This is a genomic window from Christiangramia sp. 3-2217-3z, from assembly GCF_051195275.1.
Lineage (GTDB): Bacteria > Bacteroidota > Bacteroidia > Flavobacteriales > Flavobacteriaceae > Christiangramia > Christiangramia marina.
In genome coordinates this window covers 145,349-165,794 of record NZ_JBNJLI010000008.1, presented here as the reverse complement: position 1 = coordinate 165,794, position 20,446 = coordinate 145,349, and the positions used below count along the sequence as shown (strand labels likewise).

Sequence of the window (20,446 nt, the reverse complement as noted above, 5' to 3'; positions counted from 1 at the left end):
TAATGGTATTATGCTTTGTATCGGCCCTTACATTTCCAAAAAATGCCTTCAGCCAGGGAATGCCGGTATATGATAATACAAATTTTGTAAGCCTGGTAAAATCATTGGTTGAGTCCGCCAAGCAAACTGCGAACCTGGTAAAAACTGTCAACTTTCTAAAAGCCCAGAAAGAAAATATTGAGAAGGTCAATTCAGTAATTAGGGACTTAAAGGCTGTTCGGGAAATTGGCAGAAATAATGAGCGACTCATAACGGTCATGCAAAATGATTTAAGAGCTATACTGAATTCGCCTTATATCAAACCGGAGGAAGTGACCAGGGTGTCGGAATCATTTAGCGCGGTTGTTGGTAACTCCCTGGAGACCATGGCATTCATAGATGAGATCTTATCCAGTGATCACTTAAAAATGAGCGATGCTGAAAGAGCTGCAGTATTAAAACAGAAAGAAATCGAATCTAAGGAAATGCTGAACGATGTCCAGCTTAAAACCAAGCGATATAACGATATCATTTCTTTTAGAAAAATGCAGGATAAAATGAATAACCGAGAAACCGCCTACTAAGTATGTGTGCTATGATTTTTTTAGCAGGGGGCCTGGAGTACATTGATGCTGTTTTTCAGACCATTCAGGATAGTGAGTTTTCCCAGTATACCATTGTAGGGATGAAAGCATTGGCGGTGCTGTTTTTTTTAATAAATATTCTTAAAAAATATAATGAAGGCATCGCCGACAATCAAGGATATACCTGGGGCCTTTCTCCTGGAGAACTAGCTAAAAATTTTGCGGTGGTATTACTGGTTATTTTCTCCACGCAGATACTGAGCTTTTTTGATGCAATACTGGTAGCTGTAGAAAGTCAATATCGTGACACAGCCCCTTCCCTGCTGCCATTACAAATGCAGGATATCCCAATTGGTGAAGATGTTTCGGCTATGGATGCCATGAGAAAAGCTATGGCATTACTATATGAAGCTTTAGTAACCCCACTTTATAGTTTCAAGGCACTTGCTTTTTTGATAAGTCTGTTCCTTTGGATTATAGATTTGTTCATTTATCCTCTTTTCCTGGCTGAACGTTTTTTTCTATTAGGGATCATGCAAGCCTTCTTCCCATTAATTCTCAGCCTTTCAGTCTTTGAGAAATTTCGCTCGCTAGGATATAGTTTTTTTAGGTTATATGCTGCGGTCTATATGCTCGTTCCAGCTTTTTTCCTGGTTAATGCTTTTATCAACGCAATTTATAATGAAATCAATGAGAATTTTTGGCAAAATCTTTTCGGAACAGATTATGGCAGTGGCTTCTTTGCCCCTGTTGTAGAATTGGGTTCCATAGGTTTCATTGTATTTCTAAAATTCAAATTATATCGCCGGGCTACTTCCTTTACGCTAAGATTATTCACGACCTAACTACATCCTATGAAAACGCCATATCAAAATATTTACAACGTTCTAAAAATCAATAGGTTTATTGTATTCACCGTAGTTATTTGCGGAATGCTTTGCAATATTTTTTCTCTCTGGACCGCTTTCTCAACCAGTGAGAAAGCCTCAAATAGTGCGTTTGCGGTCAATACTGATGGAAGTATTATTCCCTTAAAACTAGTAACGCAGAAAGAAAATTTCATGGTGGAGGCATTAGCTCATTTGAGCCTATTTCACCAATATTTCTATAACATTGATGCCAGCAATTATGAGAAAAATCTCGAAAAAGCTTTATGGTTAGGCAACAGTAGTGTGGACAACCTATACCGTCAAAAAAAAGCGGATGGAGTCTATAACCGATTGCTACAATATTCTCTGGTTCAAAAGGTGATCAGTATCGATTCTGAAATTGAAGAAGGTGAAGGAAACTCTACTTTCAAAACTAAGGTTGTTTTTGAAATTAACCGTGGCGCTATCGTCGACATCTATGAACTGGTATCTTCTGGCAAATTGATACCTGTGGATCGCCAATTCCCTCATAATCCACATGGCCTATTAATCACAGATTATTTTGAGAACAGTTTAAGAAAGATCACTGAATAACATTAAAAAGTCACTTATGATAAAAGTAGAAAAAAACAAACTGGTTTTTGCCGTGATCATTTTGATTATCATAGCTTTTCTTGTCTCCTATTATTTTTTGTTTATTGGCGGAAGCAAAGCAGAAGACGATACGCTTAAACAGACATCTGTACCAGCTTTGGAAGAAAATCAGAAAATATACGATTCAAAACTTGACGCCATCAACGATTTAAAGGAAGTCAGGGAAACCAATGCTCCGAGTATATATGATGAGAAGTTCATTGATTCCTTAGGCTATTATGACCCTGAGTTATCAGAAAAACAGAAAGAACGTATCATAGATAGCATATATACCCTGGGAGAATCGAGGTACGCAGCAATTTATTCCGCTAAAGAAGAAAGACCAAATCCTGTTCTCTCTCAGAAGATTGATACCCCTGAAACTCAGGCGAAGCGTAAAATAGAAGCTAAAGAAATTGGACTTGAGCATCAGTTATTCTTTGCTTCCAATCCACAAGAAAATGAATTTCTTAGTTCCAGTACGACTGTTTCGGAAATCCCGGTGGTGGTAGATGGTACACAGGTGGTTGAGACGAACTCAAGAATTCGTCTGCGTATTACCAAGAGTACAATCATTGAGAATAAGGAAATACACAAGAACACTCTTGTTTTCGGATTTATAAGTTTTCAAGCGAATCGTGTTCTCATCAAAATCGAAAATATTAATTCCCATCCTATAAATTTAAAAGCTTTCGACCTGCAGGATGGTAGCGAAGGGATCTATGTGGAAAACAATTTCCGAGCAGAGGCCACAACTGAAGTTCTGGATGATCTTATAGGCGATATTAATATCCCTAGTGTTCCGCAGGTAACTGGCATCACCAAAATCCTTAAGCGTCATAACCGAAACGTAAAGGTTACCATACTGAACGATTACAAAATGATTTTAAAACCACAATTATAAGATTTCAAAAGTTCTTAATTCATCCAAACACAATTACATGAAAATATATATCGCTATTTCTGTATTTATAGTGGTTTCTGCCTTGTCAAATGCGCAAAATAGCAGAAAATTAGATACTATTTACGCCAATGATCAGAAAAATATTGCGCTGTTCTTTCCGCAGACAATCACTCAGGGAATTACGGGATCTACACAATTTGTATTCACCTATAACCGGGAAAAACAGCAAAACTTTGGACTTTTACAAGCCACTCCCGGAGAGGAAAGCAATCTGTTAGTTATTTGTGGTAATTCCATCTACTCCTATATAGTGAAATATAAAAAGCATCTAAAAAAGTTGAACTATTTCATTTCTGAATCTGAAAGTATCGGTGAGTTGGCGCCTGAAGTAATTAAGAAGGTAATCGAACCTGAATTGCACAATCTTAGTATAAATAATGGAAAACAATATAATAAAAGCGCTGCTTCACTATTAAGTAAAAAACCTCGAAAGCCTCATCTAACAGAGCGAAATCAAGGAATAGTCTTAGGTATTGAAAATATAGTTTTTCAAGATTCTGAGCTTTATATGGTGATTCAAATTTCCAACGAATCCAGTCTGGATTTCGACTTAAATTTTCTGAAGCTTTCTACTCAAACCAGGCAAAAAGGGAAGAGTACATCTGTTCAAACCCTTCTGAAGCAGCCTCTCTATCAATTAAATACTCCTGCTATGGTAAAAGCAAATCAAACCAAAAGGTTCGTTTATGTATTTTCAAAATTCTCACTTAGCGATGACCGAAGAGCGGTTCTGGAATTAAACGAAAAGAATGGAGCGCGTGATGTAGCCTTAAAAATATCTCATCGATTTATTAATAATCCTGATTGATGCAGATAGTATTTCTAGCTTCTTGGGGTTGAAAATTTTCAAATTCTTACTTCGTGAATAAATCTTAGAAATGCTTCAAATCAATATAACATTTTTGATACTACATGATTACTTAATCAGTTCAATAGGTCCCTAGTTTTCAAAAATTGAACGCGCTTCCTTATATACCCTCTCAAAGTTTTCAGCTAATTCCGCCTGTGAAAATCGCGATATCTTACTTGGAAGTTCTCTTTTTATGGAATGTAAATGAAATTGCACTTTCCTATCAATTCCATCAGCGTAGGTTATAAATTCCCCTTGCTTCAAGCGAAAGAATATATCTGCTCTAATTTTCGGAATTTCCTTCTCTCCGGTGGTAACCCGGGTATCAAAATCAAGATTATGACCACGACTCACGCTCTTAGTGGGATCCTTAATGATCTCAAAAAAGCGTTCATAATATCTGGCGGTATCAGGATCGTTCACCTTTCCAAAGAACTGGTAAGAAAGGTTGCTTAAGATCGCTTTACTTGCCTTGTCACCATAGATCATATCATTCTGAATTTTATCCTGCATTACATATACTGTAGCAATATCATAGCTGCGCAATGTAGCCGGTATTCGATGCATATTTAAAAGGCGAATGGTTGGAGCCTCTTCCATTAGGAGAAAGGAAGCAAGGGCATTACGAACACTCATCTGTTTTGTAATCGTGTGTATGATGGTGGCTATGACAGGAGCATACGCCGTATCAAATTTAGGATTATTCACTACCGAAATCACTGCAGGATTATGGGGATTATTAATATCCAGGGGAACTTCATCTGCAGACAATACCATAAATATACTTTGTGTACTAATACGCTTCAGGGCATTCGCCAGGGTACTTTTCACACCAGCTGTCTGTCTTTCCGAATCTTTACCACTTATAAAGGCATCTGCCATGGCCCTGGACGTTCTGTTTGAGCTTAAAAAAGCAATAAGGCTGTCGGTGTCCAGTATTTGATAAATGGCAATTAAATGTGGCAAAGAGCAGCATTGAGGATAGGAAGTTTTCAATTTCCATATCAACCCTCCTATGAGCCCTTCAGCAGCATCATTAAAAAATTTTGAAGCGCCAGAAATTCCAGATTCTTTTTGTTCCAGAAGATTTTCAATTAATACCCGGGAAATTTCATTGACACTTTCTTCATTTTCTAGATACCGGGGTGCAATAGGATTCACGCGATGTACTATTTTATCAAAGGAAACCACTTTGAAAGGAATATTTGATTTTTTAAACAGCGGGTAGGCCATTTCGGTAAGTTCAAAATCTTTATAATCATGGATTACCCCACAAAAATCATATTTCTGAAAATGATTTAGAAACCCATAAACAATACTTTCAGTTTTTCCACTACCTGCAGAACCAATTACAGAGGCACCTCTTTTGATATTATCAATTTTAAAATTTTTACCGGTAGATTTAAAATGAATCTGATATTTCTCATCTACATCTTTTTTCAAGTCGGTAGAATGTAGAAAAACATAGAAAACCGTATTAATCAACATCATAGGACAGGCGACAAACAAGACACCTTCTAGTAAATAATCAGGATAAAAATCGTGGTATATAAAAGCTAGAAGCAGGATGGTATTAAGAAAAAAGGCCAATCTGATAATTCTATAAAAGAAGTAGAAAAGGAGACTACCTACGGTAGTATATAAAATAATGCTGTTTATAGTCAGGTACTCCATGATATTAGATTTTAAATTCCTATCGAACTCGATTTAACCGCTATGTCCACTCCCCGTCTTAATCGATTGAAAACCTTCAAGGCTATTTGAGCCTGGCTGGTCGGAATACTCGGCATGATGGGCATACCGCTTTGTTTCAATATTTTCATAGCCAGCATTTTTTCATTGGTAGGCAACTTCAGCAATAAGGAAAAATAGGTTTTGGGATTTTGAATAAACTCTTTACGAGCAGTATAGGTTTCCACAAAATTTCGATGATATCCAAAACAGGTATCAAATGTTTTTTCCGCTCTTTCAAAGAAGGAATCCCTATCAAAACCTCTTTTTACCATTTTACCATTTAGCTGAACCTGGGAAGCTTTGTATTTACTACCTGGAGATAAGCTGAATTTATTAGAGGCATCTTTCCGACTTACAATAATATGTACGTGGCTCTGATGTCCTTCTTTGGGCATTCCCTGTACAATGCGCTGTCCGTTTTGATGATGGGGCGCTTCCTTCTCCAATTGCTTGATTTTACTTTCCAGCTTCGATATGTTACCCTCTATTTCGCCGCGTTTAATTTTTTGAAGTTCAACTTTACATTTCAGTATTTTGCTAGCGTAAGGTTGATTTTCACGCACCTGCTTATCGGTACCTTTAAAAGATCTCTGATGTTCTATTTTTGCATAATATTTTATATCATCGATATTAACCGGCCGGCCATTGATTTCCCGGTTAAAGGAAGCCACGTAATCCTTCATTACCTCCCGGGTATATTTTTTTAAATCATTGCGGCTATCCTGAATTCTTTTGAGTTCGCGCGCAGAGGGGTTCAGTGTAATGGAATAAAACCGAGGTTCTTTCTTTTCCAGCTTCGCCGTATTGGCATCAATTTCCCGGACCACTTCCTCTGGCGTTATTTCATCATTATATTGGTTGAAAAAAAATTCTCTGTTTTCCGGGTTCAGATCCTGATTCTCTTTTTCCAGGTAGGCAACAAAGTCGGCAGAGCTTGATGAATAATTTCCTCCTAGGGTTTGGGCTGTGATAGATACGTACATTTCCGATGATTTAAGATTCGCTATTATTTCTTTCAATAAATTTTGGTGGGTCTTTATCCGCTTTATTCTTCTCCAGCATAAGGGAAGGTTGTTTAGGTACTGATTCTTCAAACAGCGATTGCATCATGGCCACGGTAGGTTTGGTTTGACTGTTTTCAATATCTTTTAGAATAGCGATGACGCCGTTAATTCTTTTTTTAACCAGGTTTTCCAGGGTTTGCATTTTAGGCCCCATGGACTCTGCCGGAGAAATCCCATTTTCATCAAAAAATTCAAGCATTATTAGCAAGGTCATAGATTTCGACATAGATAGTTTCTGGCAATATTTATTAAACTTTTTTGCTACTGAAGTTTTGAGACTTACACTCTCAAACCGCTCTTTTTCATATCCCTTATCCATTTTTCCGTGAAAATTTTATTGAAATCACTGGGCTACAAAGATTTTTCCGTGAAAAAGTGATTTCAAAAAGTTTAAACATCATGTATTATTTAACGTAAAATACTGTACCACAACTAATTACAATAAAACAAAGAATATCGAACGTGGCTTTGCCCGTTATCCTCTTGCTATTCCTTTTCGTCCCGCCAGGCGGGACGAAAAATCAATACAATTTGCTCTAAATCAAATTGCTCTGTTTGGAATTTAAAAATTCCAATATGTGTATTCTTGGTTGATAAGCTACCAGCGAAAGTCAAAATTGGGATAGCTATATAAAATAATGTATGCTGAAGCTCAGCATATTAAAGATACAAATTTTATCGATTTAAAATTGAATCATCAAGAAAAAGCCCTTGAAAAAATCAAGGGCTTTAGGCTACTTATTTTGATGATCAAAGCATTCCATTATCGGCAAAGCTGTAATATTCTCCATCTGGTGTTAGGATAAGATGATCTAAAATTTTGATATCTAATAATTCCCCAGCGGTCTTAATTTTAGTGGTAAGGCGTTTATCCGCTTCACTAGGTCTAAGGGTGCCACTAGGATGATTGTGCAGTAGTATAACGGCTGTGGTCAGGCTTTTCAGAAGTACAGCAAACAGAATGCGTATATCTACGAGGGTACCGGTAATTCCCCCGGAGGAGATTTCATAAATCCCTTTTACTCTATTAGCATTGCTTAGCAGCATTATTTTAAAGGTTTCATGAAGTTCCATATGATTTTTATCCCATTGGCTAAAAGCCAGGTCTGCGGCGCTTTTGGAACAGCTTATTTTTGGGAGTGCATTTGGTTTAAGGCTCCCGCTATAACTTACGGCTATTTCGTTAACTTTGGTTTTCATTGTTGACTTTTTTAAAAGGTTGATAATTGAAAGAGGGCGCGACCTTGAGCAGAAACGCCCTCTTTCTTCTTAAAGGTTATTTATCAGAATTTTCTACTGTTCCCAAAAACAGGACTTCGTTAACTATTACCTCGGTAACATATTTTTTATCACCTGTTTCGGCCTCATAGGATCTATAGGTAAGTTTTCCCTGCACGGCAATTTCTTTTCCTTTACAAACATAATTTTCAACAAGCTCGGCCTGTTTACCCCAGGCCACTACATTGTGCCATTCTGTTATTTGAATTTTTTCACCGTCTTTTCGGTAGTAGTCATTTGTGGCCAGTGAAAAGCGACTTACTTTTTTCCCACTTTCGAAGTTGGTGATTTCAGGGTCATTACCCACATTTCCAATTAATTGAACTTGATTTCTTAGCGTACTCATAACTTTAAAATTTATATTAAACATTGATTTACTTATTATATCCGGAGCGTTTTCCTTTTTTGATTTTTTTGCTTCGCTTCCGAGTTTGTTGTTTTGAAATGATTTCATGATTTTTTTATTTGATTTACTTCCCATAGAGCCGTTAGCTGTTACCTTTTTTGATGCTGATACATTTTCAGGATTTGAGAATTAGGAAGTATTTATAAAAAGGAGGGTACGACTGGCTTATGCAATACGGACTAACTTCTAAATCCTGGTATTTTGCATTACAAAAAAGGTAAGTACAGCTACGGCCGAGGAGGTAAATAGAAAACATGAGATTGAAAAATTACCGGAAGAGTAGCTATTTAATATATAGGACTATGCTCATTTATCTATCAGAGCCTATATATCAATCCTGTGAATGTGAATAAGTGGCATCGTCCTAGAATTGTAGTCAAAAGATTGGGTGTATAAGCATTGACTTTACTAGCATAGAATGCTAGAAGAATAATCACTCCAGCACTGTCTTAACACAAATTAACACTAGGTAACTTTACTTAACTAAGTAGTTCTATAAGAAAGCTTTGCTTTATAGTATTACTAATTAAACCTATTTATATTATGAAAAAATTATTTTTACTTTCAGCGTTTGGACTTATGTCTATGGGAGCTTTCGCATCTAATGATGAAGCGAAAACGGAGACTATTAAGTATGAAACCGAAACTAGCGCTACAGAAGCACTGGAATCAGAAAAAAGTATTGATGCCGTAAGAGCTACAATCACTGTGAATTGTGAGGATGGTTCTTCTTACGAAGTAAGTTGTGGAAGCTGTAGTACTTCCCAACTTATTGGAATAGCCGTGGCTTTATGTGCCTAAATCACCTATCCTTCTCCTCCAGGGAGGGGAAGGATTTTTAATCAATCAAACTTTGATAACATGAAATTTTTATTCCTTCTAGCCTTCTTAGTCTCTACAACGGCTAATCACGCACAAAATAACGGGATCGTATATTACGGTCATATAGAAAGCCCGGGGAAAGGTGGACCCGTCGGACTCGATTTTAATGCCTATTTAGTTTTTAATAAAGAGGCTTCCTATTATGTAACCGCCAAAGATTCCCTTGAAAAGCAGACGGAGTTAGAGGAAAAAAAAATCAAAGAAGTAAATGGTAATCAACAAGTTTATTTAGGAAAACATACACTTCCACAAGGTAAACAAGTCTATTACAATCGAGCGAAAGATAGTCTGTGGTGGAATAAAAAATATAAAGAACCAGTTTATGGTCGCGAGAAACGAGCTAAAATAGATTGGAATTTAGGATCTGAAACAAAAACATTCGGGGGTCTTACCTGTCATAAAGCAACTGGAACTTTTAGAGGAAAGAATTATACTGCATGGTATACTGATGCAATACCTTTACCCTATGGACCATGGAAACTACAAGGCTTGCCAGGGTTAATTCTGGAAGCTTACGATGAAAAAAAGGAAATGTATCTTTATTTCAAATCTTTAGAATATCCCGTAAAAAGAAATCTAAGTATAGGACCCATTGAGAAACCTGAGGTGGATAAAGAATATCCATTTATTTCCATTGAAGAGTACAAGCAAACTTTAAATGAATTAGTTGAACGCAGTAAGACAAAAGCCATCCTGATCGCAAAACAAATGGGTGCTGGTGTTACTGTAAAGACTGGGGGAGTTGAAACTCTAAGCGTGGAAGTATTCGACTAACCAAACACTTTACAGCTAAATAATACCCCATTATCAATGGGGTTTTCTTTTATCTTCCCTTATGAAGTACCTACTTCTATTTTTATTATTAGCTGTTCATGGAGTTAATTATGCTCAGGAAGTAGCTATTCGCGGAAAAATTTTCGATAATCAACTTCAACCACTTGAAATGGTTCTAGTAAAAACGAGAACTGAAGAAAATCAAGTTCTTGACTACACCTATAGTGACCAAAATGGAAATTATCAATTACAGTTTATAACAAGCAGCGATTCAATAAACGTTGAAGTTTCTAGTTTAGGATTTTCTACTGTTAGAAGAGCACTAATAATTGCCGACCGACGATTGTTTGATTCTTTAGATTTCGAAATGGAGGAAAAAGCAGAGTCTTTAAAAGAAGTGGTTGTTGAAGGTCATCAAAAAATAAGAATCAGTTCTGATACCACATTTATTCGTGTCTCTCAATATGCTACTGATACGGAACAAACAGTCGAAGATCTCTTAAAAAGATTACCAGGTATAGAAGTCTTACCCGACGGTAGTATAAAAGCCCACGGTAAGCCTATAGAAACGCTATTAGTTGAAGGAGAAAATATACTTGATAAAAACTATAAAATTTTATCTAAGAATCTAGATGCAAAAACGCTGGAAGAAGTACAGATTCTAGAAAATTATGAAGAAAATCCAATTTTTAAACAGCTTTCAAGCTCTGAAAAAGTAGTGCTTAATTTAAAGCTTAAGGATGAGTTTAAATATGTCTTATTCGGTAATATTTCCGGAGGTTATGGCCTGGAAAATCGATATGAATCTGCTCTGACTTTGGGCCTATTGAGAAAGGAAATCAAAGTATTGGAGTTTAGTAATTTAAATAATACTGGATCCAAAGCTGCCAATTTGCTTCAAAATGAAAATATAATTATAGATCTATCCCAGATGTTTCAAAAGATAGAGAAACAGCCGTTCACTATCTTTTCGATTGATGAACAAGAAGAGAACATCTTCAATACCAGAAGTATATTTAATACATCGATGCTACATTCCATCGGATTATCTACTAGAATAAATGATGAATTTTCTGTAAGAGGAGATGTTAGTGTTATTTCAGACGTAACCAGACAATTCTATGAAGCTCAGACGGAGTATTTAACAGGTACGAATAGCACTATATTTTCCGAAACCAGCAATTATAAGAATAGTAATCTGATTGGAGATACGGAGTTAGAATTCAAGTTTGTGCCGAACTCCAGTAATTATTTTATTAATACTATTCGTTATAATTTGAATCCTCATGATGCGAAGAATAACATCATCTTAAGTGATCAGGGAATAATGCAAGAAAATGATATTGCTTCCGAAACATTTTATAACCATCTAGAACATACATTGTTATTAAATAATAAAAACGCATTAAACAATTACCTTTATTTCGGATATGGAGATTCTGAAGAAAATGCCCAAATTATACATCCAGGTTTGAGTAATCTTTTAGATAGAAATATCGATGAAACTTTTTATCAGAATGTTCGGGATAAATTTAAGTATTACGGGATACAAAGTTCATTGCTTAGCAAATCCTCAAAGTGGGAAAATCAATTACAGCTACATATTCACAGAGAGGGGGAAATTGCCAATAGTCAACTTTTTACTGCAACAGAAATGAATTATGATGAATACACAAATAACCTGGATATTGATAAGTTCTCAGTAGCGCTAAACAATTCCTTGAAATTCAAATTCAATCAGGATAGTTATTTCAGGGCAGGTGTTTCCATGAAGCAGAGTTGGTTTAATGATTCCGAATATTTGTTGAAAAATGCTAATGTTACTTTTAGACAAAAGCTAAGGAATAAGGGTGTAGTTCGATTGGGTTATAGTTATAAAGAGGAATTACCAGAATTACAATTTCTTTTGTCTAACTATGCGCTAAATTCATATCAGGATTTTTTCAGTGGTTCTGATGATGTTATAAAACTAGGCAACTCTGTATTTTCTTTAAACTATAGTTTATATAATGATATTAAAGGGTTCTCCATAAATGCCTCTGCTATACATACTGAAACTCATTCCGGTTATGCTCCTGAAGCATACACCACTGAAAATTTTATTTTCCATAGTTCCGTACCTACATCTAGCGGTCAGAGTACTTTAGCCAATGTAATCTTCACGAACTATTTCAGCAAGCTTAAATTGGCCTCTAAGATAGAGAGTAATCAGAATTTTATTCAGTCACCTTTTTCTATAGATCAAACAAGTGAGTATAAGCTTCAGAATTATTCCGGGGACTATTCGCTTTCCTTGAGTTCCTATTATGATAAATGGTTTAATTTTTCAAGTGGTTTTACCTATACCTACGCTAGTTCCGAACTCGGGGGAGACACTAATTCTTTTGAAACATCGAAAGCCTTTATCAACTTTGATTTAAATATTCTTGAATCTATCAAAGTTAATGTCAGTAATGAACTCTACATTTTGAACGAAGAAAATTACAACTTTGTAAATGCAAATATAGTTTACGAACCTCAACAAAGTAGATGGTCAGGTACCCTTCAACTGAACAATCTTTTAAACGAACGTGAATATTTGTATCAAAATATTAATTCCTTTAAATTATATCAAAAACGGATTGGTCTGGTCCCCGCTTACGCCTTGTTGAGTATCAAATACAGATTCTAATTTAGACGACCAACTTATAGCCGATTCCTCTGACATTTAAAATTTTCAGAGTTTTATCTTTGCTTAGTAATTTTCTAAGTTTACTTATAAATACATCCATACTCCGGGAGGAGTAGAAATCATTATTTGTCCACATTAAATCTAGCACTGTATTACGCTCTACAATTTGATTTCTATTTTGTGCTAGAAACAAGAGTAATTGACTCTCTCTGCTGGTAAGAGTATCGATTTGGTCTTCCTTAAATTGCAGGGTTTGGTTATTCGGATTGAATTTGTACTCGCCTAAAATCAGCTCGTGCATATTATCATGTCCGGGTTTTCTGTTTACAAGGTTTTTTATACGTGCAATAAGTTCTTCAATGCTAAATGGTTTTTTGAGATAATCATTTCCACCGGTGTCAAAACCAGTAACTACATCCTGAGGTTGAGATTTCGCAGTTAGAAATATGATAGGTGTTTGGCTATCAATACTTCTAATCTCTTTAGTTAGGGTAAGACCATCCTTTACAGGCATCATAATATCAACCACCAAAATATCGGGAGAATTTTGCTGGTACATTTGTAAAGCTTCTTCTCCATTTTGCGCGTGTATAACCACAAAATCTCGTGTTTCAAGGCTCTCCTTAATAATTTGAGCTAGCGTTAACTCATCTTCCACTAATAACAGTTTCACTTTATTCATTAGGTATAGAAATAATAAATGAGGTCTTATTATTCTTAATTAGGATTTCTGCGGTACCATTGTGTTTTTCAGCTATTTTCCTGACATAAAATAAACCAATACCGTAACCTTTCACGTTGTGCAAATTGCCTTGTGGTACACGATAAAATTTATCGAAAATATTTACTGCCTGCCCTTTATTTAGGTTGCTGCCATTATCACTAACTCGGATCGTTAAAACCTTTTTGTTTTCAATTACTACCTCAATATGATCTCCACCGTACTTAATAGCATTATCCAGTAAAGCACCCAGACAATTACCTAAATGAAATGGTTCAATGTTTGAAATGCTGTCTGAGTCCTCAGAAATGCTAAGAACAATTTCTTTTCCACTAGAATTCATCCTATAACTTTCAACAACTTCTGTTGCCCACTTAGAGATATCTACCTGGCATTTATCAAGGATCCAATTTCCAGAATCTAAGAGTGCTGTATCCATAAGTTGATCCACCATATTCTCTAATTTTTTCAGCTGCTGATTAGAATAGTCTAAATATCTATTTGTCTTATCGATATCGTGGTTGGTATTGAAAAACCGTATGCTTTCGATGGCGGCTGCAATAGTCGCTATAGGAGTTTTAAATTCATGGGTAATATTACTGATCAAATCATTTTTAATTTCGGATACCTGTTTTTGCTGCTTGATTACCCATTGCATATAGAATAATGCAAACAGAATTGAGATCATTAACAAAAGGGAAATTAAGATACTAAGTAAACTCTTTTGCAAAATAATATTGATGGCATTGGGAAATTGAATTTCTAAGCTTTCCCTGTTTTTCAGATAGGTAGATTTCCCGACTACCTTTAATTCTCCGGATTGGAAAGATTCGCTGCTTGAGGTAGCGAAAAGGGTATCATTTTTATAGTGATTTATTTTATAGGGTACATTATAATTTCTTCTACTAAGTTCTGCTTCAAAGAGCCTTTTTAACTTTTTAAAATTGATAGAGTCTTCGTTGATAGATATATAAATATCTTTGATATTATCTAACATTTTTAAGCTATCAATAGGTTTATTCCTATGAATCACTAGTGTACTATCAGGACGAATCTTATCTATAATTTTCTTATTACCGCCAGTGATCGTAAAATTATCAGGCTCATTACTGGATTGCTTATCCACTTTAAACGAAACCGAATTTTCTCTCGTAAAGTTTACAAAGTAATTGTCAATTGCAACATCCAATGCATTCTGGATTTCACTTTTAAAATCAAGAGTATTTTTTTGATATTCTGTATAACTCCAGTAGAGTTGAACCATTATGGTCAAAGCAATAACGATAGTGAGCAGATAAGGAATTCGACCGTACAGTTTTTTCATACTTCGAAGGAAGATAATAATTTAAATATACAGTAATAAGACCTAGTTACCATCACCTAAAACTAAAACAATAGAATTTGTTAATTCAAGATGTAGTAATACAATTAATCCCAATACAAAACCTAACATACTTGCTAATTGGGTTTTAATATTTTTTTGTGGTTTGTTGAATTTCAATCATTGAAAAATTAAAACAGCCTCGTGGAATACTTCTCATATTCAAATAAGAATGGTACAGCTTGTAAATAAAAAATGTAGGAATCCAATGAAAATCTCCCTCAATAGTTAACAAAATACTGAATGGCTTAAAGGCTCTACTTGATAGCATTATCATCTATAAATAAGATTTGCAATCTCAAATACATATTCTCAATGGCAGTAATATAAATCAGTAGAATGATAGAAATATAAAATCAACGTCTTTTATCTTTCGAATTTGTATCAAAAGCTATCAAATTAAACATCTCTCTCATTCTACTTCGAACGCGGGTTCCGTAACGATCTTCTAATTCTTCGGCATTCAAATTAGTTGTGGCATGTGTTTTCAGTCCATATTCCATGTACAATTCATATCTGGAAAGCATGATTTCACCAATTACGTTGCAATCCTTCCCAAAGAATCTCCCGGTGGGTTCCACGCCCATATCGTCAAAACATATAAATCCATTACCGCCATAATCCTCAATTGTTTTATAGCCAATATGATTGAATCCAAAAACAATATTTCGACATGGGATAACTTCATAGCTTCGATAATGTGGAACTAAATATCTAAGCAATTTCAAGATGCTCGTTTTACCACATCCTACCGGTCCACTCAAGAGTAAACCTTTAGAAATATCCAACTGATATCTTTTGCAGTTCTTATGATCACGAATGTAATAATTACAGAGTTTATGTAGCAACGGATGATCTTTCTTATAAATCTTAAAATCTTTCCCGTATACCATTTTCCCTTTCGCCTCTAAATACTCAAGCATTTTTGGAAATTCATAAGTGATTTTTTTTCCATCATAACTACCCAGTATATACTCCATCCCGCCTTCCTGAATTTTACAAGGGTTGTTCATAGTTTTTTTCTTTACTAATTTTTAAATAATCTTTAGAGTTGGAATTCTTCTTTGGGCTTTCAAAAGTTCGCTTCATCCAGCTATTAGCGACGGCCTGCCAATCTCTTATCTTGGTACCGTCCCTGGTTTTCCAATTATTTTTTTGATAAAAATCTAGGAATTTTACGCCCTCATCCGTTCCAAAACCTTTACTGATAAAAAAACTTAAAACCGCCTGCCTGTCATTTGGCAGTTTCTTTATGTTTACCTGTTTGTTATTGTTTTTAAAAGGTACCGGTGCCTGTCCAATGCTAGTTCTATGGTTGTCTAATACTGGTTCATTAGAAGTCCGGTGCTGGTTCGGTGCTGGTACAAATTCGGTACAGCTATCGGGCTGGATTGTCGAAAACTCTTCGGCCAATAATTCTAGTTGGGAATCCTCTTCCTGTGATAGAAACGGTTTAGGATAACTAAACGTTTTCATACTCACTTCACTTCCCTTGTATGAATTATTGGAGGGAAAATAACCCAGATAACCCCATGCATCAAGATCTTTTAAGCATTTATGATAGGTTCCTTTTGAGCCTATTTTAGATGCATTCATGAGCTCTTGACGGTTTATATAAAAGGTTTTCGCGAAATGACAACTATTCCACGTCTGAAATAAACTGAAGTACAAGCTCACGTGAGTAGCGTTCAATCGGTTATCACCAATTATTTTCTGTTGTGCGGCTATTAAAAGTTTAATGTAATTCATGATTAATTAGTATTTGTTGTAGACCTTATTCTCGGCCAATACTTCCTGAATATCCTGAGCATCGTAGTAAATAAGTCCGCCTATTTTTGAAAAGGGTAGCGTTCCATTTATTCTTAGATTTTGTAGTGTTCCAGGGGAGATTTCAAGCAACTTCATGACATCTGTAGATTTTAGCCATTTTTTAGTAACTCCTCCTTGTTGCTGGTTTAGTAGATCGGTGATTCCAGAAAGTAATTCCTCTTTGAATACTTTCAAATCTTCTGTCGTAACAATATTTGTTGGCATAATAAAATGTTTTTTAAGAAATGCCACTGTGTGAAACATTCAAGACGGTGGCATTTCTATTGATTTGACTTTCATTTACAAATTTGATTACCAAAAGAATAATAATTTCCATAGTTGGTTCGGACTACGAAAGATTTTTAAATATCAAATTGAAGCGCTTAGGTCGTTCAAATAATTTTATATACTGTTATATGAATAGCAGGAAAGAGATCTTATATCTTTCGAAGTTTAAAATTCAAAATCGTAGTCAGGAGCATATACCGAAATTTAAATTTCATCATCCCGATGCATTTTTCGCTCTAATTGTTCAATAAGTTGATTGAGGTATTTTGTTCTGTTCCCCTTGCGGGCCTTGATTTCTGAATATGTTTTATAGATATTATCTAACTTGACATTGAAAATATCTTCGAATGAAGTACTTATGGTTTGCAAATCTATAGCCCCATGATTAATATTTCCACTAACGTATAAAGCATAGATAAGTTCTACCAGAGCGGTCTTAGATCCTGACCAAAGTAGAAGCTTATGTTTTTTTTCAGAATAAAGAGAAGAATTATCTGGTTGTAGTTTTTGTATACTCTCCCGTATGTAATGTATAAAGCGATATAGTGCCTGCACTTTAGCCCATAGCATATCGTGGGATGTGGAGAACTCTGGGTACTGATAATAATTTATAGTTGGAGTAAAAGGGAAATTATCCCTGTAATTTCTAGTAAAGAACTGGTGGTCCAGATAATTATGATTTTGTTCCATATAATGCACAAAATCATTGTTTTGAGCAAAGAACTTATTTACTTTTTTAATTTCCTTTTCCAGAAAGTGAATTTTATGTTTGACACCTGCTTTTGGAATGTTTAGTTCACAAGATCTTATTTCTGAAAAATAAATGAGATAACTCATGGGAAATGGTTTGAGATTTTTGAAAAAATCGATTTCTGAAAGTACATCTTCAAAATCTTCTTTTTCTACTGATAATTGTAATTTCGTAAGCATATCATTACAGAGCCTGATTCCTAAATCGGCCTTTTTTAAATGTGAATCAGATGATTTAATAATCAGATCTAATTCATCTGTAAATAGTGACATGACTTCCTCAAACATTTGGTTAGTATTTATGGAAAACAGGTAATAGCGTTGTTGAGCGTTCTTCAATATCGCTTTATATTAATTATAGGGATTATTCTATTTGACGATGACTAATCATTCCTCAACCAATCTAAGGCTTCCATTGCGAAATTATCACGGGTCTGTATGTAAGCACATTTTTGTAACACTTTGGCTCCTATTTTACGTTTTTCAAAACCGGCTGTCAACCCAAAGTCAATTCTGATATTTCCGAGTTGGTGCGCTCTCATAACGGTTTGATATAAAAGTTGCCGGTATATATTGAATTTTTTTGAAAACTTGTAATCCATACCTACTACTGCAGGTGTATATATATGATTGGAATTTTTATAACCAAACATGACTCCTGCCAGATGCATCTTATAATCCTTTAGATGTATTAATATGAATTCCCATTGCAGAGATTCATTCATATGCTGAAAGAAGGTGAATGGATAATTAAAAGTATTGAGTCCTAAGTTATTTTTCTTTACAGCTAAATAGAGATTGTAGCTTTTCTCAAGTTCCTCTTCATTTAATTGTTGTTTTACACAGACTTCCAATTTATCTAAAAAAGCTGCAATATCTTTCCTGAAGTGTTTTCTGGAACTTTTACTCAAATTATTTAGGTATCCGGATTGATCATTCCAGTTGAACGCACTATAAACCGCAGATTCAGGCATAGCAACCTGAATAAATCCTTTATTGTGAAGATATGTTTTTATAGCATCATCATTAGGATCAAAATCTCTAAGTATCAAATATTGTGGTTGCAACTTTTTTTCAATTTCTTCCAATTGCTCCAGCAATAAATTGAAGGCTTCCACCCAATTTGGTTTTTCCTGACAGAGGTATAGGTGCTCCCCTTCTGTAATCATGGAACCCATACATAAACAGGAAGTTGTATGAAAATAAAGATTACTTTCTCTTGCTTTTTCTAATTTAACGGAAACAGATCTAGGAGCAAGCATATCCTCTTTCCATAAACCATAAGAGAAAAAGGTTGCTAAAATACATTTGTCGTTTTCGTCATTGACCAAGAAATAATAAAAATTGTAATTATGTTCAGGTAATTCATTCGAACTGAAGACTTTCTCTAAGTCCTTTAGACCATTCCAGTCATAGAAGCTATTTCTGCCTACAGTTGCATTCCAAACTTCAGGATTGATCTCAGTGATTGAATTATAAATTTTAATACTTACTTCAGGATTGGAAGAATTGCTAACTGTTTGGCTTTTCATAGTTTTTCCAAAGGCAAAGTTTACCCTATCCAGTGTGGTATGAGTTTCCTCCAATGCTTTCGGAAAGTTTTCTACAATAGCATCCATGAGACCTTTAATTTCTTCCCTCTCATTATTTCTGGATACTGTTATTCTAAGGCCTGTATTTTTAACCGGAACTGCAGGAAATATTCCTGTATTAACATAGTAGCCAGCCTGCATTAAACGATTTACAAGATTAAAACCTGTTTCAGGCATTCCGGCACCGATATAAAAAACAGGCGAATCATTGTGAGTAATTAAAGGAAGGTTTGTAGCATTTAGGCAATCATTGAAATAATTTATTCGGTCAAGCAATTCCTCTTGCATTGTATAAATTTCATCACTTAAATGAATTTTAGCGGAGGCAATGGCAGCTCCGACGGAAGCTGGTTCCAATTGAACAGAAAAAGTAAGAGGTCCACCAAAATTCTTAATTCTTTGATGGATTTTTTTATCATTACAAACCATGACGGCACCACTAGCGCCAAATGTTTTACTAAGCGTACCAAAGAGAATAATCCTATCAGGGAGTTTCTTTAAAATACTCATAACATATCCGCTACCGTTTTTACCTTTCCAACTCATTCCATGTACATCGTCAAAATAAATATGAAGCTGCGGATATTTGTTTAATAGTACCATTAGCTCTTCAATTGGTGCATAATCACCATACATAGAATACATACCATCAGCCATATACCAAATATTATTACATTTTGATTGTAATTTTTTGATTTTATCCTCTAGCATCTCCAAATTGTTATGGCGGATCATTTCTACTGGGACCGAGCGAAGTTTTAATGGATTAACCGCACTCTGCACACTCCAGTGGACTTGATGATCTAAAATAACACCATCACCATCGTTCACAACGGAGGGAATTACACCAAAATGACCAAGAGTGCTGTTTTTTGTTATTACTATAGAACTACCATACATATCAGATAATAAAGATTCTAGTTCGGCGTATAAAGGATGAGAAACATAGGATTTAGACAGCGGGAACTGAGTTCCGTAAGCTTCAATAGCTTTTATAGCGCCTTGTTTTAATCGTTCATCCTGTTCCAATCCCAGATATCCAGTAGTGCCAAAGTGGAAAAGCTCTTTTCCTTTAATTTTAATATGTCTCCCATTAAAACTATCTCCTTCGGCATATAAATGCATAGCACCAGAATCTTTTGCATTGGTCATTACATCTATAACCGTGTCTAAGATATTGTTGTGTCTAATTTTTGCCATAATCTTAAATTTTACGC

20 protein-coding genes are annotated in these 20,446 nt (G+C 35.2%); 8 read left to right on the top strand and 12 right to left on the bottom strand.

Annotated elements, in window-relative coordinates:
- The first annotated feature begins 2 nt into the window (after nucleotides 1-2).
- From ACSHZO_RS14055 to ACSHZO_RS14035, 5 genes are read left to right on the top strand one after another with little or no spacing between them, the layout of a single operon-like run.
- Nucleotides 3-563: a conjugal transfer protein gene (locus tag ACSHZO_RS14055; RefSeq protein ID WP_298247984.1), complete on the top strand. Its 561-nt coding sequence runs from the start codon at nucleotides 3-5 to the stop codon at nucleotides 561-563.
- Nucleotides 564-565: 2 nt separating this feature from the next.
- Entirely contained in the window at nucleotides 566-1,408 is an 843-nt protein-coding gene (locus tag ACSHZO_RS14050) for a hypothetical protein (protein WP_298247959.1), read from the top strand.
- Between the two features lie 9 nt (nucleotides 1,409-1,417).
- The gene (locus ACSHZO_RS14045; protein WP_298247958.1) at nucleotides 1,418-2,026 is read left to right on the top strand and encodes a conjugal transfer protein TraK; all 609 of its coding nucleotides are present in this window, start codon (nucleotides 1,418-1,420) and stop codon (nucleotides 2,024-2,026) included.
- 19 nt (nucleotides 2,027-2,045) lie between these two features.
- Entirely contained in the window at nucleotides 2,046-2,969 is a 924-nt protein-coding gene (gene traM / locus ACSHZO_RS14040) for a conjugative transposon protein TraM (RefSeq protein ID WP_298247983.1), read from the top strand.
- 37 nt (nucleotides 2,970-3,006) lie between these two features.
- Nucleotides 3,007-3,837, top strand: coding sequence for a DUF4138 domain-containing protein (locus ACSHZO_RS14035; protein WP_298247957.1), 831 nt, complete (start codon nucleotides 3,007-3,009; stop codon nucleotides 3,835-3,837).
- 132 nt (nucleotides 3,838-3,969) lie between these two features.
- Here the strand turns inward: ACSHZO_RS14035 and ACSHZO_RS14030 are convergent, their stop codons facing one another.
- From ACSHZO_RS14030 to ACSHZO_RS14010, 5 genes are all read right to left on the bottom strand, one after another.
- Complete coding sequence (locus ACSHZO_RS14030; RefSeq protein ID WP_298247956.1) at nucleotides 3,970-5,553, bottom strand: type IV secretory system conjugative DNA transfer family protein; 1,584 nt, start codon at nucleotides 5,551-5,553, stop codon at nucleotides 3,970-3,972.
- A gap of 11 nt (nucleotides 5,554-5,564) precedes the next feature.
- The gene (gene mobB, locus ACSHZO_RS14025) at nucleotides 5,565-6,596 is read right to left on the bottom strand and encodes a MobB family relaxase (RefSeq protein ID WP_298247955.1); all 1,032 of its coding nucleotides are present in this window, start codon (nucleotides 6,594-6,596) and stop codon (nucleotides 5,565-5,567) included.
- 10 nt (nucleotides 6,597-6,606) lie between these two features.
- Nucleotides 6,607-6,996 (bottom strand): BfmA/BtgA family mobilization protein, encoded by a 390-nt coding sequence (locus ACSHZO_RS14020; RefSeq protein ID WP_298247954.1) that lies wholly within the window; start codon nucleotides 6,994-6,996, stop codon nucleotides 6,607-6,609.
- A 431-nt stretch (nucleotides 6,997-7,427) separates the two neighbouring features.
- On the bottom strand, nucleotides 7,428-7,877 hold the full coding sequence (locus ACSHZO_RS14015) for a JAB domain-containing protein (RefSeq protein WP_298247953.1): 450 nt from the start codon (nucleotides 7,875-7,877) through the stop codon (nucleotides 7,428-7,430).
- Between the two features lie 76 nt (nucleotides 7,878-7,953).
- Nucleotides 7,954-8,301 (bottom strand): single-stranded DNA-binding protein, encoded by a 348-nt coding sequence (locus ACSHZO_RS14010; protein WP_298247982.1) that lies wholly within the window; start codon nucleotides 8,299-8,301, stop codon nucleotides 7,954-7,956.
- Nucleotides 8,302-8,904: 603 nt separating this feature from the next.
- On the opposite strand from ACSHZO_RS14010, the gene ACSHZO_RS14005 reads away from it, so the two are divergent.
- From ACSHZO_RS14005 to ACSHZO_RS13995, 3 genes are all read left to right on the top strand, one after another.
- Complete coding sequence (locus ACSHZO_RS14005; protein ID WP_298247952.1) at nucleotides 8,905-9,162, top strand: hypothetical protein; 258 nt, start codon at nucleotides 8,905-8,907, stop codon at nucleotides 9,160-9,162.
- A 60-nt stretch (nucleotides 9,163-9,222) separates the two neighbouring features.
- Nucleotides 9,223-10,017, top strand: coding sequence for a GLPGLI family protein (locus tag ACSHZO_RS14000; protein WP_298247951.1), 795 nt, complete (start codon nucleotides 9,223-9,225; stop codon nucleotides 10,015-10,017).
- A 61-nt stretch (nucleotides 10,018-10,078) separates the two neighbouring features.
- Nucleotides 10,079-12,688: a carboxypeptidase-like regulatory domain-containing protein gene (locus ACSHZO_RS13995; RefSeq protein ID WP_298247950.1), complete on the top strand. Its 2,610-nt coding sequence runs from the start codon at nucleotides 10,079-10,081 to the stop codon at nucleotides 12,686-12,688.
- 1 nt (nucleotide 12,689) lies between these two features.
- Here ACSHZO_RS13995 and ACSHZO_RS13990 read toward each other — a convergent pair whose 3' ends face one another.
- The 7 genes from ACSHZO_RS13990 to ACSHZO_RS13960 form a co-directional block, all read right to left on the bottom strand.
- A complete protein-coding gene (locus ACSHZO_RS13990; protein WP_298247949.1) occupies nucleotides 12,690-13,370 on the bottom strand; it encodes a response regulator transcription factor in 681 nt (226 codons plus the stop codon).
- Nucleotides 13,363-14,733 carry a sensor histidine kinase gene (locus ACSHZO_RS13985; protein ID WP_298247948.1) on the bottom strand — a complete coding sequence of 457 codons (1,371 nt, stop codon included), beginning with the start codon at nucleotides 14,731-14,733 and terminating at the stop codon, nucleotides 13,363-13,365. The genes ACSHZO_RS13990 and ACSHZO_RS13985 overlap by 8 nt, the downstream gene beginning before the upstream one ends.
- 413 nt (nucleotides 14,734-15,146) lie before the next feature.
- Nucleotides 15,147-15,803, bottom strand: coding sequence for an ATPase (locus ACSHZO_RS13980; RefSeq protein ID WP_298247947.1), 657 nt, complete (start codon nucleotides 15,801-15,803; stop codon nucleotides 15,147-15,149).
- Nucleotides 15,787-16,386 (bottom strand): hypothetical protein, encoded by a 600-nt coding sequence (locus tag ACSHZO_RS13975; protein ID WP_366941483.1) that lies wholly within the window; start codon nucleotides 16,384-16,386, stop codon nucleotides 15,787-15,789. The genes ACSHZO_RS13980 and ACSHZO_RS13975 overlap by 17 nt, the downstream gene beginning before the upstream one ends.
- A gap of 159 nt (nucleotides 16,387-16,545) precedes the next feature.
- Nucleotides 16,546-16,824 (bottom strand): helix-turn-helix domain-containing protein, encoded by a 279-nt coding sequence (locus ACSHZO_RS13970; protein WP_298247945.1) that lies wholly within the window; start codon nucleotides 16,822-16,824, stop codon nucleotides 16,546-16,548.
- A gap of 267 nt (nucleotides 16,825-17,091) precedes the next feature.
- A complete protein-coding gene (locus tag ACSHZO_RS13965; RefSeq protein WP_298247944.1) occupies nucleotides 17,092-17,925 on the bottom strand; it encodes an RteC domain-containing protein in 834 nt (277 codons plus the stop codon).
- Nucleotides 17,926-18,020: 95 nt separating this feature from the next.
- Nucleotides 18,021-20,429 carry an aminotransferase class I/II-fold pyridoxal phosphate-dependent enzyme gene (locus ACSHZO_RS13960; protein WP_298247943.1) on the bottom strand — a complete coding sequence of 803 codons (2,409 nt, stop codon included), beginning with the start codon at nucleotides 20,427-20,429 and terminating at the stop codon, nucleotides 18,021-18,023.
- Nucleotides 20,430-20,446 lie beyond the last annotated feature (17 nt).